General features: G+C 60.6%; 14 protein-coding genes. 13 read left to right on the top strand and 1 reads right to left on the bottom strand.

Annotated elements, in window-relative coordinates; genetic code table 11:
- Positions 1–244 precede the first annotated feature (244 nt).
- Complete coding sequence (gene galE / locus J3O30_RS22015) at positions 245–1228, top strand: UDP-glucose 4-epimerase GalE (RefSeq protein ID WP_207582258.1); 984 nt, start codon at positions 245–247, stop codon at positions 1226–1228.
- On the top strand, positions 1206–2762 hold the full coding sequence (locus tag J3O30_RS22010; RefSeq protein WP_207582257.1) for an alkaline phosphatase family protein: 1557 nt from the start codon (positions 1206–1208) through the stop codon (positions 2760–2762). Before galE ends, J3O30_RS22010 begins: the two co-directional genes overlap by 23 nt.
- Positions 2763–2819: 57 nt before the next feature.
- On the opposite strand, the gene J3O30_RS22005 is transcribed toward J3O30_RS22010, so the two are convergent.
- Complete coding sequence (locus J3O30_RS22005; RefSeq protein ID WP_207582256.1) at positions 2820–3317, bottom strand: DUF1993 domain-containing protein; 498 nt, start codon at positions 3315–3317, stop codon at positions 2820–2822.
- A gap of 327 nt (positions 3318–3644) precedes the next feature.
- Here J3O30_RS22005 and J3O30_RS22000 point away from each other — a divergent pair, with 327 nt between their 5' ends.
- The 11 genes from J3O30_RS22000 to J3O30_RS21950 all read left to right on the top strand — a co-directional run bounded on the left by J3O30_RS22000 (position 3645) and on the right by J3O30_RS21950 (position 14396).
- The gene (locus tag J3O30_RS22000; protein WP_207582255.1) at positions 3645–4574 is read left to right on the top strand and encodes a sugar ABC transporter substrate-binding protein; all 930 of its coding nucleotides are present in this window, start codon (positions 3645–3647) and stop codon (positions 4572–4574) included.
- Positions 4575–4643: 69 nt separating this feature from the next.
- Positions 4644–6185, top strand: coding sequence for a sugar ABC transporter ATP-binding protein (locus J3O30_RS21995; protein WP_207582254.1), 1542 nt, complete (start codon positions 4644–4646; stop codon positions 6183–6185).
- A 34-nt stretch (positions 6186–6219) separates the two neighbouring features.
- On the top strand, positions 6220–7245 hold the full coding sequence (locus tag J3O30_RS21990; RefSeq protein WP_207582253.1) for an ABC transporter permease: 1026 nt from the start codon (positions 6220–6222) through the stop codon (positions 7243–7245).
- Positions 7246–7402: 157 nt separating this feature from the next.
- A complete protein-coding gene (locus J3O30_RS21985) occupies positions 7403–8461 on the top strand; it encodes a dipeptidase (RefSeq protein WP_207582252.1) in 1059 nt (352 codons plus the stop codon).
- A gap of 38 nt (positions 8462–8499) precedes the next feature.
- Positions 8500–10143, top strand: a complete 1644-nt coding sequence (locus tag J3O30_RS21980; RefSeq protein WP_207582251.1) for an ABC transporter substrate-binding protein — start codon at positions 8500–8502, stop codon at positions 10141–10143.
- 18 nt (positions 10144–10161) lie between these two features.
- A complete protein-coding gene (locus J3O30_RS21975) occupies positions 10162–11229 on the top strand; it encodes an ABC transporter permease (RefSeq protein ID WP_207582250.1) in 1068 nt (355 codons plus the stop codon).
- Entirely contained in the window at positions 11226–12161 is a 936-nt protein-coding gene (locus J3O30_RS21970; protein ID WP_207582249.1) for an ABC transporter permease, read from the top strand. The genes J3O30_RS21975 and J3O30_RS21970 overlap by 4 nt, the downstream gene beginning before the upstream one ends.
- The gene (locus tag J3O30_RS21965) at positions 12158–12991 is read left to right on the top strand and encodes an ABC transporter ATP-binding protein (RefSeq protein WP_207582248.1); all 834 of its coding nucleotides are present in this window, start codon (positions 12158–12160) and stop codon (positions 12989–12991) included. Before J3O30_RS21970 ends, J3O30_RS21965 begins: the two co-directional genes overlap by 4 nt.
- Positions 12988–13737, top strand: coding sequence for an ABC transporter ATP-binding protein (locus tag J3O30_RS21960; protein ID WP_207582247.1), 750 nt, complete (start codon positions 12988–12990; stop codon positions 13735–13737). The genes J3O30_RS21965 and J3O30_RS21960 overlap by 4 nt, the downstream gene beginning before the upstream one ends.
- A gap of 162 nt (positions 13738–13899) precedes the next feature.
- Entirely contained in the window at positions 13900–14088 is a 189-nt protein-coding gene (locus J3O30_RS21955; protein ID WP_207582246.1) for a hypothetical protein, read from the top strand.
- Positions 14089–14231: 143 nt separating this feature from the next.
- Positions 14232–14396 (top strand): hypothetical protein, encoded by a 165-nt coding sequence (locus J3O30_RS21950; RefSeq protein WP_007632282.1) that lies wholly within the window; start codon positions 14232–14234, stop codon positions 14394–14396.
- The last annotated feature ends 201 nt before the right edge of the window (positions 14397–14597 follow it).

Below are 14597 nucleotides of genomic sequence, written 5' to 3'. Positions count from 1 at the left end.
CGCTCTCCCTGGCTGATGGCCGCGGACGTTGATCATCACATGGCGGTGCAAGCCCCTTAGATCGGGCACTTATGCAAATCACGCGAATAATTCTGAATGCCGCCGGTCTGGCGCAAATCGCACGGGTCGCGCCGGCTTCGGCATTTGACGTATTGTTCGTTCACGCTTATCGCAATTCCTTCTTTTTATTGACGTCTATCTCGTCTAGGCTTCTTTCGTCTTTTTCTAATAATAAGGGTGGTGCATGGCAGGGGAAACGGTTCTTGTCGTCGGCGGCGCCGGCTATATCGGCTCGCATACGTGCCTCGATCTGGCGAACAAGGGCTATAAGCCTGTCGTCTTCGATAATTTTTCGAACGGCCACCGCGAGTTCGTCAAATGGGGGCCGGCCGAGGAAGGCGATATTCGCGATCGCGCCCGGCTGGATGAGGTGCTGGCCAAGCACAAGCCGGCGGCGATCCTGCATTTTGCGGCGCTGATCGAGGTCGGCGAATCGGTGAAAGATCCGGTCTCCTTCTACGAAAACAATGTGGTCGGCACTTTGACGCTGTTGTCGGCGGCGCAGGCGGCCGGCATCAACGCCTTCGTCTTCTCCTCCACCTGCGCGACCTACGGTCTGCCACAGAGCGTGCCGCTCGACGAAACCCACCGGCAGGTGCCGATCAATCCCTACGGGCGGACGAAATATATCGTCGAGCAGGCGCTTGCCGACTACGATCAATACAGAAGCCTGCGCTCGGTGGTGCTGCGCTATTTCAATGCGGCCGGTGCCGATTTCGAAGGCCGGATCGGCGAGTGGCACCAGCCTGAGACGCATGCGATACCGCTGGCGATCGACGCGGCACTTGGCCGCCGCCAGGGCTTCAAGGTGTTCGGCAGCGATTACGAGACCCGCGACGGCACCTGCGTGCGCGACTATATCCACGTGCTGGATCTTGCCGATGCGCATGTGCGCGCCGTCGAATATTTGCTGAAGGGCGGCCAATCCGTTGCGCTCAACCTCGGCACCGGCACCGGAACGACGGTCAGGGAATTGCTCGGCGCGATCGAGGACGTGTCGAACAGGCCTTTCCCTGTCGAGTATATCGGCCGGCGCGAAGGCGATTCGCATACGCTGGTCGCCAACAACGACAAGGCGCGCGACGTGCTCGGTTGGGTGCCGCAGTATGATCTCAGTCAGATCATCCGCTCCGCCTGGAACTGGCATGCAAAAACCAACCAGCATTGAGCCCAGAATTGAGAAGGTTCGCCGGCCGAACATCCTGCTGATCACCGCGGACCAGTGGCGCGGCGATTGCCTGTCGGCCGTCGGTCACCCTTGCGTGAAAACGCCCAATGTCGATGCGCTGGCACGCGAAGGCACGCTCTTCCGGCGGCACTATGCCGGGGCAGCGCCCTGCTCGCCGGCCCGGGCCACGCTCTATACCGGCCTCTACCAGATGAACCATCGCGTCTGCCGCAATGGTTCGCCGCTCGATGCCCGCTTCGACAATCTGGCGCTGGCCGCCCGGCGGGCGGGATACGACCCGACGCTGTTCGGCTATACGGACACGGCGCCCGATCCGCGCGGGATGGATGCAAGCGATCCGCATCTGACGACCTATGAAGGCGTGTTGCCGGGCTTTACCTCACGCCAGCTGCTGCCGGAGCATGAAAGGCAGTGGCTCTCCTGGCTGAGGTCGCGTGGGCATCAGGACGCCGTCAGCCGCGACATCCACATTCCCGTCGGCGCGCGGGCCGGCGACATTTCCGACGCGGCGCCGGCCTATTCCAGCGACGAGACCCAGACGGCCTTCCTGGCCGGCGAGTTTGTTCGCTGGCTCGGCGAACAGGATCGGCCGTGGTTCGCGCATGTCTCGTTCTTGCGGCCGCATCCGCCCTTTTCCGTGCCGGAGCCGTTCAACCGGATGTTCAAGCCGGGCGAGGGGCCGGCCTTTGCGCGTGCGGAAAACCGCGAGGCGGAACAGGACGCTCATCCCTATCTCGCTTATGCCATGCGGAGTTCTGACAAAGGCAATTTTATCCGCGGAGCAACGGGGCTGCTCAGCGGCTGGAGCGGCGAGGATTTCGCCGCGATCCGGGCGATCTATTACGGCATGATATCAGAGGTCGATGCGCAGCTCGGCCGGATCTGGCAGGCGCTGAAGGATGCGGGCGCCTGGGACGATACGCTTATCGTCTTCACCTCCGACCATGCCGAGATGGCGGGTGATCACTGGACGCTCGGGAAGGGCGGCTTTTTCGACGGCAGCTACCAAATTCCGCTTGTCATTCGCGATCCCGCAAGCGGTGCAGCGGGCCGGGTCGCCGACGAATTCACCAGTGCCGCGGATATTTTTCCGACCCTTTGCCAAAAGCTCGGCATCGACGCGAAGAACGGCCTCGACGGCCGGTCGCTGATGCCGTTTGTCGACGGCGGGAGCGGGCAGGGCTGGCGGGACGCGGCATTCTGGGAATTCGATTTCCGCGATATCGCCGCGGGCGAGGCGGAGCGGCATTTCGGGCTGAAATCCAATCAATGCAATCTCGCAGTAATCCGCGATGCGCGGTTCAAATATGTGCATTTTGCCGGCTTGCCGCCGCTGCTCTTCAATCTCAGCGACGATCCGATGGAGCTCGACAATGTCGCGGCGGATCCGGCCTATGCGGCGATACGGCTCGAGTATGCCGAAAGGCTGCTGTCGCTCCGGGCGCGGCATCTCGATCAGACGCTCGCCTATACCGAGCTGACGGAAAAAGGGCCGGTGACGCGCCGGCCCTGATAGAGCTTTGTCTTCATGCCATTCCGGACGCAAACCGTGCGTGGAACCGCTTGTTGTTTAGCCGAGATAATCGCGCTTGCCGATCGGCGCACCCTGGTTGCGCAGGATGGCGTGGGCCGTCGTGACGTGGAAATAGAAGTTCGGCAGGGCGAAGGTGGTGACATATTCGTTACCCGGGAGCACGATGCCGCTCTTGCCCGGCAGGGTGATCTCACGGCTTTCGGTGCCCTCCAGCGCTTCTTGCGAGAAGCTGGCGAGATAGGCGTCGGTCTTTGCCAGGCGCTCGCGCAGCTCGTCGAACGTCTTTTCGTTGTCCTCGAACTTCGGAGCGTCGGTCGCGGTCAGGCGGGCGAGGGTGAATTTGGCGCTGTCGCTGGCGCGTTGATACTGGCCGGAAAGCGGCAGCATGTCGGGCGCGAGGCGAGCTGCAACCAATATGGTTGGGTCGATATTCTTTTCCTTGGCATAGGCTTCGGCCTTGTCGAGATAGGTTTTCAGGCTGGCGAGGCCGCGCTGAAACATCGGAACGGTGAGGCGATACATCGAAATGGACATTGGTCCTGTCTCCAAAATCTTCAAATAATCTGGCCGCGGCGAGAGATCGAAGGCGCCTGCGGCCCCGAGCCTGTCTTCGACCCTGCCATAGATGGATGCTCTCTTCGTGTTTCACAATGCGGGGGACTCCAGGCCTGCCGCTAAAGAGGCTTGACGTTGTTCATGGAAAATGGAATGAATATTCCGAAGAGCGGATTTCACGGTTTGTTTGTTCCGTTTTCGGAGCGCTGCGGGAGAGCGGCGCGGGGAATTTCGGCTTCAAGGCAATGCCTGGAGCTCCGGCGTGAGGAGGGTGCAGCCGGGCACCGCTTTGTGGAGGGAAGTGAAATGAAAAAGTTTATCCTGGGCACTGCGATGGCGCTCGTCATGTCGACGGCGGTCCACGCGGAAACCGTCGGCGTTTCGATGGCGAAATTCGACGACAATTTCCTGACGGTTTTGCGCAACGGCATGACCGATTATGCGAAGACGCTGAGCGGCGTGACGCTGCAGGTCGAAGACGCACAGAACGACGTTTCCAAGCAGCAGAGCCAGATCCAGAATTTCATCGCCTCGAAGGTCGATGCAATCATCGTCAACCCCGTCGATACCGACGCGACCACGGCAATGTCCAAGCTCGCCGCCGATGCCGGCATTCCGCTGGTTTACGTCAACCGTCAGCCAGTCAATGTCGACACGCTGCCGGAGAAGCAGGCTTTCGTCGCATCCAACGAGCAGGAATCCGGCACGCTGGAAACCAAGGAAGTCTGCCGCATTCTCGGCGGCAAGGGCAAGGCCGTCGTGATCATGGGCGAGCTTTCCAACCAGGCTGCGCGCATGCGCACCCAGGACGTCCATGACGTTGTCAGAACGGATGAATGCAAGGGACTTGAGATCGTCGAGGAGCAGACGGCCAACTGGAACCGCACCGAGGGCGCCGACCTGATGGCCAACTGGCTCTCCAGCGGCATCGAATTCGACGCAGTGATTTCCAACAACGACGAAATGGCAATTGGCGCGATCCAGGCGCTGAAGGCCGCCGGCAAGGATATGACCAAGGTCGTCGTCGGCGGTGTCGACGCCACGCAGGATGCGCTTGCCGCCATGCAGGCAGGCGATCTCGACGTCACGGTATTCCAGGATGCCGCCGGCCAGGGCAAGGGCTCGCTCGATGCAGCCCTGAAGATTGCCAAGGGCGAAAAGGTCGAGAAGAAGGTTTACATTCCCTTCCAGCTCGTCACCCCTGCCAACGTCAAGGACTTCGTCGCCAAGAACTGAGGCGAACGCAAACAGGATGCGGGGCTTTGCCCGCATCCTTTTCGCCTGTCCGTATCCGGAGGAGATGATATGGCCGTCAGCCCGACAACCATGGCCGCCGTGCGTGCGAGCGGCGCAGTCCCGAATGCGGAATATCTGTTGAGCGCCGAGGGCGTTCGCAAGGAATTTCCGGGTGTCGTCGCCCTCGACGACGTGCAATTCCGGCTGAAGCGCGCTTCCGTGCATGCGCTGATGGGCGAAAACGGCGCCGGAAAATCGACGCTGATGAAGATCCTCGCCGGCATCTACATACCCGACAAAGGCGATATCCGGCTGAAGGGGGTCGAGATCCAGCTGAAATCTCCGCTCGACGCGCTGGAGAATGGCATTGCCATGATCCATCAGGAACTGAACCTGATGCCGTTCATGACGGTCGCAGAAAATATCTGGATTCGCCGCGAACCGAAGAACCGCTTCGGTTTCGTCGATCACGGCGTCATGCATCGCATGACCGAAGAGCTGTTTGCCCGGCTCAATATATCAATCGATCCCGATATCGAGGTCCGGTACCTGTCGGTTGCCAACCGGCAGATGGTCGAGATCGCCAAGGCGGTTTCCTATAATTCCGACGTGCTGATCATGGACGAGCCGACTTCGGCGCTGACCGAGCGCGAGGTCGAGCATCTTTTCCGCATTATCCGCGATCTCAGATCTCAGGGCATCGGCATCGTCTACATCACCCACAAGATGAACGAGCTTTTCGAGATCGCCGACGAGTTCTCGGTCTTTCGCGACGGCCGATATATCGGCACGCATGCCTCAACCGAAGTGACCCGCGACGACATCATCCGGATGATGGTCGGGCGCGAGATCACCCAGATGTTTCCGAAAGAAGAGGTGCCGATCGGCGAGGTCATGCTCTCCGTCAAGGATCTCTGCCTCAACGGCGTCTTTAAAAACGTCTCCTTCGAGGTGAGGGCGGGCGAGATTCTCGGAGTGGCCGGCCTTGTCGGCTCCGGGCGGTCGAATGTCGCCGAAACGCTGTTCGGCGTGACGCCGGCAAGCTCCGGCTCGATCGAACTCTACGGCAAGCCGGTGACGATTTCTTCGCCGACCGAGGCCATCCGTCACCAGATGGCGTTCCTCACCGAAGACCGCAAGGACACCGGCTGTCTGCTGATCCTCGATATTCTCGAGAACATGCAGATCGCCGTGCTCCAGGACAGATACGTCAAGGGCGGCTTCGTGCAGCAGGGCGCCATCGAGGCGACCTGCGAAGACATGGCAAAAAAACTCCGGGTGAAAACGCCTAACCTTTACGAGCGGGTGGAAAATCTTTCGGGCGGCAATCAGCAGAAGGTGCTGATCGGGCGCTGGCTGCTGACCAATCCGCGGATCCTCATTCTCGACGAGCCGACGCGTGGCATCGATGTCGGCGCCAAGGCGGAAATCCACCGGCTGGTCACCGAGATGGCGCGAAACGGCGTCGCAGTCATCATGATTTCGTCCGAGATGCCTGAGGTTCTCGGGATGAGCGACCGCATTATGGTCATGCATGAGGGGCGCGTGACCGGGTTCCTCAATCGCGATGAAGCAACGCAGATCAAGGTGATGGAGCTGGCTGCGCAGTGATGCGCCGCCCGCGATCGCCCAAGGGAGGTTTGACATGAGTACCAAGGCAGCAGAGGGCGCAGCTCCGCTCGCAACCCGGCAAAGGCGGCGGCGTTTACCGACCGAGCTCAGCATTTTCCTGGTGCTGGTCGGCATCGCGCTCATCTACGAGGTGCTCGGCTGGATGTTCATCGGCCAGAGCTTCCTGATGAATTCGCAGCGTCTGACGATCATGATCCTGCAGGTCTCGGTCATCGGCATCATCGCCGTCGGCGTCACGCAGGTCATCATCACCGGTGGCATCGACCTTTCGTCGGGCTCGGTCGTCGGTATGACGGCGATGATCGCAACAAGCTTCGCCCAGTCGTCGACCTGGGGACGGGCGGTCTTTCCTTCGCTGACCGACTTGCCGGCTTTCGTGCCGATCATGGTCGGCCTGCTGATCGGGGCGGCGGCGGGTCTCGCGAACGGCGCGCTTATCGCCTACACGAAAATCCCGCCGTTCATCGCAACGCTCGGCATGTTCGTTTCGGCCCGCGGTGTCGCGAAGTGGTATACGAAGGGACAGCCGGTTTCCGGGATCACCGAGCAGTTTCACTTCATCGGAACCAAAGCCTGGCCGGTCGTCGTCTTCCTGGTCGTTGCGCTGATCTTTCACATCGCGCTGCGCTACACCCGCTATGGAAAGTTCACCTATGCCATCGGCGCCAACCCGCAGGCGGCGCGCGTTTCCGGCATCAATATCGAGGCGCATCTCGTCAAGGTCTATGTGATCGCCGGATTGCTTGCCGGCCTTGCCGGTATCGTCACGGCGGCACGCGCGGAAACCGCACAGGCAAGCATGGGCGTCGGCTATGAACTCGATGCGATCGCCGCGACCGTCATCGGCGGCACCTCGCTCACCGGCGGCGTCGGGCGCATCACCGGCACGGTCATCGGCACCATCATCCTCGGCGTCATGACCTCCGGCTTCACCTTCCTCAGGATCGACGCCTATTACCAGGAGATCGTCAAGGGTCTGATCATCGTCGCGGCTGTGGTCATCGACGTCTACAGACAGAAGAAGCGCCGCAAGCACTGATCTCAGATGATGCGATCCGATGGTTTTTGCGGGGGCTTCGGCCCCCGTTCCGTTTTTGGCGCGTGAAGACGGAATTTATAAAAAAGAGGTGGCGAATTCCGTCAGCTTTTCTATTCTGGTCTTCATTCTCGCCCGATCGGGCAGCGCAGGAAGATAGATGCAATTCGTATTTGACGGTCACAACGACGTTCTCCTTCGACTTTGGACACATTCAAAAGACGGTAGCGACCCGATTGCGGAATTCGCAGACGGCACGACCGTCGGCCATATCGATGCGCACCGGGCCAAAAAGGGCGGACTTTCGGGCGGTCTCTGCGCCATCTATATTCCCTCGGGCGATCTCGTCTTCGCCGATCCTGATGCCGATGGCCGTTACATCACGCCGATGGCGGCCCCTCTTGATCCGCTGCCTTCCCTTGCCATTGCCAATGAAATGGCGGCGATCGCGCTGCGGCTCGACCAGGCGGGTGCTTGGCGGCTCTGCCGGACGGTGAAGGATATCCGCGGCGCCATGGTCGACGATATTTTCGCCGCCGTCCTACACATGGAAGGCTGCGAGGCGATCGGCGCCGATCTTTCGGCGCTTGAAGTGTTTTATGCGGCGGGGCTGCGGTCGCTCGGGCCAGTCTGGAGCCGGCACAATGTCTTCGGCTACGGCGTGCCCTTCGCCTTTCCGATGTCGCCGGACACGGCACCCGGCCTGACCGACGCCGGTTTCGCTTTGGTGAGGGAATGCAATCGCCTCGGTATCCTGATTGATCTTGCCCATATCACCGAGAAGGGGTTCTGGGACATAGCGAAGACGACGGACCAGCCGCTGGTCGCCAGCCATTCCAACGCCCATGCGCTGACGCCGGTCGCGCGCAATCTGACGGACAGGCAGCTCGATGCAATCCGCGAAAGCCGCGGGCTCGTCGGCATCAACTATGCCACCGCCATGCTGCGTCCCGATGGGCGTTCGGACGGCGATACGCCGCTTGCCGACATGATCCGCCACATCGACTATCTGGTGAACCGCATCGGCATCGACTGCGTGGGCCTCGGATCGGACTTCGACGGCGCCACTATTCCTGAGGAAATCGGCGATGCAGCGGGCAATCAGAAGCTGATTGCCGCTCTCAGGGAGGTTGGTTATGCTGAGGCTGACCTGACCAAACTCGCCCGTGAAAACTGGCTTCGCATTCTGGCAAAGGCTTGGCGGGAAGACCGTGCCTAAGCCTTTCGTATCCAATCAAAAAACAAGGGGAACGGACCATGATGATCACCAAGCTCAGCCGCAATTTCCGACTGCTTTCCGCGGGAGCGGCACTTTCGCTGCTGATGATGGCAGCACCCGCCGCCTTCGCCGAGACGCCCAAGGATACGCTGGTCGAGGGTTTCGCCATCGATGACATCATCACGATGGATCCGGGCGAGGCGTTCGAGCTCTCGACCGCCGAAGTTACCACCAACAGCTACAGCCTGCTCGTCCGTCTCGACATGGACGATACATCCAAGGTGAAGGGCGATCTGGCCGACAGCTGGAGTGTTTCCGATGACGGTCTGACCTATACGTTCAAGCTGAAATCGGGCCTGAAATTCGCCTCCGGCAACCCGATCACCGCCGGAGACGTCGCCTGGTCGTTCGAGCGCGCCGTCAAGCTCGACAAAAGCCCAGCCTTCATCCTCACCCAATTCGGCCTGACCGGCGACAACGTTACGGAAAAAGCCAAAGCGGCCGATGCCGGCACCTTCGTGTTCACCGTCGACAAGGCCTATGCGCCGAGCTTCGTGCTCAACTGCCTGACGGCAACGGTCGCTTCCGTCGTCGACAAGAAGCTGGTGATGGAGCATGTGAAGGCGGTGACGCCCGATGCCGAGCACAAATACGACAGCGATTTCGGCAATGAGTGGCTGAAGACCGGCTATGCCGGCTCCGGCGCCTATAAGCTGCGCGAATGGCGCGCCAATGAAGTGGTCGTTCTGGAACGCAACGACAATTATTACGGCGACAAGGCAAAGCTCAACCGCGTCATCTACCGCTACATGAAGGAAAGTGCTGCGCAGCGGCTGGCGCTCGAAGCCGGCGACATCGATATCGCCCGCAACCTCGAGCCTGGCGACATCGACGCCGTTTCGAAGAATGCCGACCTCGCAACGACGAGTGCGCCGAAGGGCACGATCTATTATGTCAGCCTGAACAACAAGAACGAGAATCTGAAGAAGCCGGAAGTCCAGGAAGCCTTCAAGTATCTGGTCGACTATGATGCGATCGGCGCAACTTTGATCAAGGGAATCGGCGAAATCCATCAGACCTTCCTGCCGAAGGGCCAGCTCGGCGCGCTCGACGAAAATCCCTACAAGCTCGATGTCGCCAAGGCCAAGGAACTGCTCGCCAAGGCCGGCGTACCGGACGGTTTCTCGATCACCATGGACGTGCGCAACACTCAGCCGGTGACCGGTATCGCCGAATCCATGCAGCAGACGCTGGCGCAGGCCGGCGTGAAGATGGAAATCATTCCGGGCGACGGCAAGCAGACGCTGACCAAATACCGCGCCCGCACTCACGACATGTATATCGGCCAATGGGGGTCGGACTATTTCGACCCGAATTCCAATGCCGATACCTTTACCGGCAATCCCGACAATTCCGATGCCGGCACGGTGAAGACGCTCGCATGGCGCAATACCTGGGAAGCGCCGGAACTCGACAAGCAAGCCAAGGCAGCGCTTCTGGAACGCGACGCTGCAAAGCGCGCCGCCATATATCAGGATATCCAGAAGAAATATCTTGAAAACAGCCCCTTCGTCTTCATCTTCCAGCAGACCGAGGTGGCCGGCTACCGCAAAAGCGTGAAGGACTTCAAGCTGGGTCCGAGCTTCGACACCAATTTCGTCGGTCCGATCGCCAAGGAATAGTCCGGCAGGATTGGCCGCTTGAGCACCGTCGAAACGACACAGGCGGCGCGGCCCCGAAAGGGCCGTGCCGGCGCCTTCGCAAAGGCGCTGGGGCGGTTCCTGTTTGCCGCCGTCACCACCTATTTCGGCCTTCTGGCCGTCACCTTCTTCATCGGCCGCGTTGTGCCGATCGATCCCGTGCTCGCCATTCTCGGCGATCGCGCCCCCACCCATGTCGTCGAGCGCGTGCGCGAGGAGATGGGCTTCAACCTGCCGCTCTATCAGCAGTTCTTCATCTATATCAAAGGCATACTGTCCGGCGATTTCGGTAATTCGGTGCTGACGACCAATCCGGTCATGGTCGATATCCGCCGTGTCCTGCCGGCAACCATCGAACTCGCGACACTCGGAACGCTCATCGGTGCTTTCGTCGGCGTGCCGCTCGGCGTTCTCGCCGCCGTGCGTCGCGGCAGCATCGCCGACCAGGTCGTGCGCGTCGTCGGCCTGATCGGTTATTCGGTGCCGATCTTCTGGCTGGCGCTAATTTCGCTCGTCATCTTCTATGCGCAGCTGCGCTGGGTGGCGTTTCCCGGCCGCATCGACATCGTCTTCGAATACACGTTCACGCCGATCACCGGCTTGTATCTGCTGGACAGTGCCTGGCAGGGACAATGGGATGTGTTTTACGATGTCTTCCGCCACATCATCCTGCCTGCATCGCTGCTCGGCTATTTCTCGCTCGCCTATATCAGCCGTATGACGCGCAGCTTCATGCTGAACGAGCTTTCCCAGGAATATATTGTTGCCGCGCGCGCCAAGGGGCTTTCGGAAACGCGGGTGATCTGGGGCCATGCGCTGCGTAATGCCGCCGTGCCGCTGGTCACCGTTATCGCGCTTTCCTATGCCGGCCTGCTTGAAGGATCGGTGCTGACCGAGACCGTCTTTTCCTGGCCGGGCATCGGGCTCTACATCACCAATTCGCTGCAGAACGCTGACATGAATGCCGTGCTCGGCGGGACGATCGTTATCGGCACGGTCTTCATCGGCATCAACCTTCTGTCCGATCTTCTCTACCGGACACTCGACCCGAGGACGCGAAACCGATGACGGTTCCCGCCAGCCCATCCCAGCCGATGAGCCGCCGCGAATGGCTGCTTTCCGACCGGCCGCAATCGCGCATGCAGGCACGGCTCGGCCGCGCCTACGTCACCTGGCGGCAGTTCACGGCCAACAGGCTCGCCGTCGTCGGCCTGCTGATCATCATCGCGCTGCTTTTCATCGCCGCTTTTGCAGATTTGCTCGCCACGCACAATCCCGTCGTTGGCGATCTGCGCAACGCCCGTCTGCTGCCGCCCGGAACGGGGGAATTCCTGCTCGGCACTGATGATCAGGGCCGCGACATCTATTCGCGGCTGATTTATGGATCGCGATTGACGCTGTTCGTCATCGTGCTCGTCGCGGTCATCTCGGCGCCGATCGGTCTGATCGTCGGCACGGTATCGGGTTATGCCGGAGGCTGGGTCGATGCGACGCTGATGCGCATCACCGATATTTTCCTTGCCTTCCCGAAGCTGGTGCTGGCGCTCGCCTTCGTTGCCGCGCTCGGTCCCGGCATTCAGAACGCGATCATCGCCATCGCCATCACATCCTGGCCGCCCTATGCCCGCATCGCCCGCGCCGAGACGCTGACGGTCCGGCGGTCCGATTATATCTCGGCGGTGAAGCTGATGGGCGCCTCGCCGTTCCGCATCATCCTGCGCCATGTCATGCCGCTCTGCATTTCCTCGCTGATCGTGCGCGTGACGCTCGACATGGCGGGCATCATCCTGACCGCCGCCGGTCTCGGTTTTCTCGGCCTCGGGGCGCAGCCGCCGCTGCCGGAATGGGGGGCGATGATTGCCTCGGGACGGCGCTTCATCCTCGATCAATGGTGGGTCGCGGCGATGCCCGGCATCGCCATCCTCATCGTCAGCCTCGGCTTCAATCTGCTTGGCGACGGCCTGCGCGACGCGCTCGATCCGAAGGAAAGCGGCCAATGACGACACTTCTGACGGTTGATAAGCTCAAGGTCAGCTACCCCACGCGCACCGGCGTGATCGAGGCCGTGCGCGGCGTCTCCTTCACGCTCGGCAAGGAAAGACTCGGCATCGTCGGCGAATCCGGTTCCGGCAAATCGCAGACCGGCAGGGCGATCATGGGGCTGACGCCGAAACATGCTATCGTCACGGCCGACCGGCTGGATTTCAACGGCATCGACCTGATCGAGGCTTCCGCCGGCGAAAGACGCAGGCTGCGCGGCAAGCGCATCGCCATGATCCTGCAGGATCCGAAATATTCGCTCGATCCGGTCATGACCATCGGGCGGCAGATCTGCGAAACGCTGCGTACCCATGAGAGGGTCGGCAAGGCGGAGGCGCGCGAGCGCGCGCTCGCCATGCTGGAAGCGGTGCAGATCCGCGATCCGAAACGTGTCTTCGACCTGCATCCGCACGAGGTTTCGGGCGGCATGGGGCAGCGGGCGATGATCGCCATGATGCTGATTGCCGGGCCTGAATTGCTGATTGCCGATGAGCCGACCTCGGCGCTCGACGTGACGGTGCAGCTCGACGTGCTGAGAATCATGGACAGGCTGGTGGCGGAGCGCGGCATGGGGCTGATCTTCGTTTCCCACGATCTGAGGTTGGTCTCGTCCTTCTGCGACCGGGTCATCGTCATGTATGCCGGAAAGATCGTCGAGGAGCTCGCGGCCGCCGATCTCAAACATGCGCAGCATCCCTATACGAAGGGATTGCTGAATTGTATGCCCGAGATCGGCCAGAGCCGTCATCCGCTGCCGGTGCTCGATCGCAGGCCGGAGTGGGCGGCATGAGCGCCGCTCTTGAGGCCGAAAATCTCAGCGTCGTCTACGATCAATTCCACGCGCTGAAGGATGTCAGCGTCACGGTCGAGCGCGGCGAATCCTTCGGTCTCGTCGGCGAGTCCGGCTCGGGAAAATCGACTTTGCTGAGGGCCGTGGCCGGGCTGGCGCCGATCAGCGGCGGGGCGATCAACATCGACGGCGAAGCGTTGAAGGGCTCGAAACGCAGTAAAATCTTCTACCGCCGCGTGCAAATGGTCTTCCAGGACCCGTATGGTTCGCTACATCCGCGCCAGACGATCGACCGGCTCCTGCTCGAGCCGCTGGCGATTCACGGCATCGACGACGGCGAGGCGCGTATCGCCCGCGCGCTCGACGAGGTCGGCCTTGGCAACGGCTTCCGTTTCCGCTACCCGCACCAGCTCTCCGGCGGCCAGCGGCAGCGTGTGGCGATTGCTCGGGCATTGATCGTCGAACCGTCGATCCTGCTGCTCGACGAGCCGACCTCGGCGCTCGACGCCTCGGTGCAGGCCGAGGTGCTGAATCTCTTGGAGCAGATCCGACGCGACCGCAAGTTGACATTCGTGATGGTGAGCCACGATCTCGGCGTCATCACCCATATGTGCGAAAGGTTGGCCGTGATGCGCAACGGCGCTGTCGTCGAACGGTTGAGTTCGGAAGAACTGGCAAGCGGCGCGGTTCGGGAGGACTACACGAAAAATTTGATGATCGCCAGCAAGGGGTTTGTCAAAGCCTGAAAGACAATCTTTTCAACCCGTTGAAAAGAAGGGGTCAGGGTCGGCGTTAAGGATAAGACTTCCCTAAAAGACGACCATTCAACTAGACTATTGACAGCTGCCCTGCTTCTGTCATGATCCTGTTAACGATTGTTAGCTTTCGTGATCGATGGAGGTTGAGGCATGTTCTTTCTCGGCGGGATGACCATGGGCTACCTAGATCCTCCGGTCAAAGCCGATCGCAGGGAACAGATTTCGGTATCTCTTCCCGCGGAAAAGGACCGCCGGCTGATCGACACGTCTTCCAATTCGCCGCAAAGCGAGAACGCCGTCGAGCGCTCGTTGATCTGGGCATGGCGCGTACTCTGCTAAAATGGCGGGCTGCTAAAAGGACTGGTTGAATTTTCTCCTCCGTTCGCTCTGGACGGAATTTTATCTCTACCTACTTGATAGAGAAAATACGAATATCAACGCGAGCCGCACAACCGGCCGCACGAAAACAACGGAGGCGACATATGGCAGATCTGGGTATTTCGCATGCTCACGTGAACCAGTATGGTTCCATCCCGGCCAAGAAGGTGCTCACCACGCGCCATAGGCTTCAGACGCTGCTTCATGGAGCGATCTTCACCGCGGCATTCCTGTTCGTCGTCGCCATGGTTTGCGGGGTCGTCGGGTAATCGGCAAATGGCAGGCGCCGGTGATGCCGGCAGCTGCGGGCGGTTTTCGCCCTTATTGAATTCCGGAACATCTCATTCGGCGTTCTCCCGACACTCGAATGTCAAAGGCGAGTTGCCATAAGGGGGCATCTTGCTCTGGTTGATCGAAGCCGATCCCATCATCATTCTTCCGTCCTTCTTTCATTCATCGAAAACGGCCGC

Source organism: Rhizobium sp. NZLR1 (genome assembly GCF_017357385.1).
Classification (GTDB): Bacteria; Pseudomonadota; Alphaproteobacteria; order Rhizobiales; family Rhizobiaceae; genus Rhizobium.
The sequence above is the reverse complement of the archived record's forward strand: the minus strand, read 5'-3'. Positions and strand labels throughout refer to the sequence as shown.

What these genes read in the sequence shown, in the direction of transcription:
- galE (WP_207582258.1), top strand. Translation starts at nt 245, where the DNA reads ATGGCAGGGGAAACGGTTCTTGTCGTCGGCGGCGCCGGCTATATCGGC.
- J3O30_RS22010 (WP_207582257.1), top strand. Translation starts at nt 1,206, where the DNA reads ATGCAAAAACCAACCAGCATTGAGCCCAGAATTGAGAAGGTTCGCCGG.
- J3O30_RS22005 (WP_207582256.1), bottom strand. Translation starts at nt 3,317, where the DNA reads ATGTCCATTTCGATGTATCGCCTCACCGTTCCGATGTTTCAGCGCGGC.
- J3O30_RS22000 (WP_207582255.1), top strand. Translation starts at nt 3,645, where the DNA reads ATGAAAAAGTTTATCCTGGGCACTGCGATGGCGCTCGTCATGTCGACG.
- J3O30_RS21995 (WP_207582254.1), top strand. Translation starts at nt 4,644, where the DNA reads ATGGCCGTCAGCCCGACAACCATGGCCGCCGTGCGTGCGAGCGGCGCA.
- J3O30_RS21990 (WP_207582253.1), top strand. Translation starts at nt 6,220, where the DNA reads ATGAGTACCAAGGCAGCAGAGGGCGCAGCTCCGCTCGCAACCCGGCAA.
- J3O30_RS21985 (WP_207582252.1), top strand. Translation starts at nt 7,403, where the DNA reads ATGCAATTCGTATTTGACGGTCACAACGACGTTCTCCTTCGACTTTGG.
- J3O30_RS21980 (WP_207582251.1), top strand. Translation starts at nt 8,500, where the DNA reads ATGATGATCACCAAGCTCAGCCGCAATTTCCGACTGCTTTCCGCGGGA.
- J3O30_RS21970 (WP_207582249.1), top strand. Translation starts at nt 11,226, where the DNA reads ATGACGGTTCCCGCCAGCCCATCCCAGCCGATGAGCCGCCGCGAATGG.
- J3O30_RS21965 (WP_207582248.1), top strand. Translation starts at nt 12,158, where the DNA reads ATGACGACACTTCTGACGGTTGATAAGCTCAAGGTCAGCTACCCCACG.
- J3O30_RS21960 (WP_207582247.1), top strand. Translation starts at nt 12,988, where the DNA reads ATGAGCGCCGCTCTTGAGGCCGAAAATCTCAGCGTCGTCTACGATCAA.
- J3O30_RS21955 (WP_207582246.1), top strand. Translation starts at nt 13,900, where the DNA reads ATGTTCTTTCTCGGCGGGATGACCATGGGCTACCTAGATCCTCCGGTC.
- J3O30_RS21950 (WP_007632282.1), top strand. Translation starts at nt 14,232, where the DNA reads ATGGCAGATCTGGGTATTTCGCATGCTCACGTGAACCAGTATGGTTCC.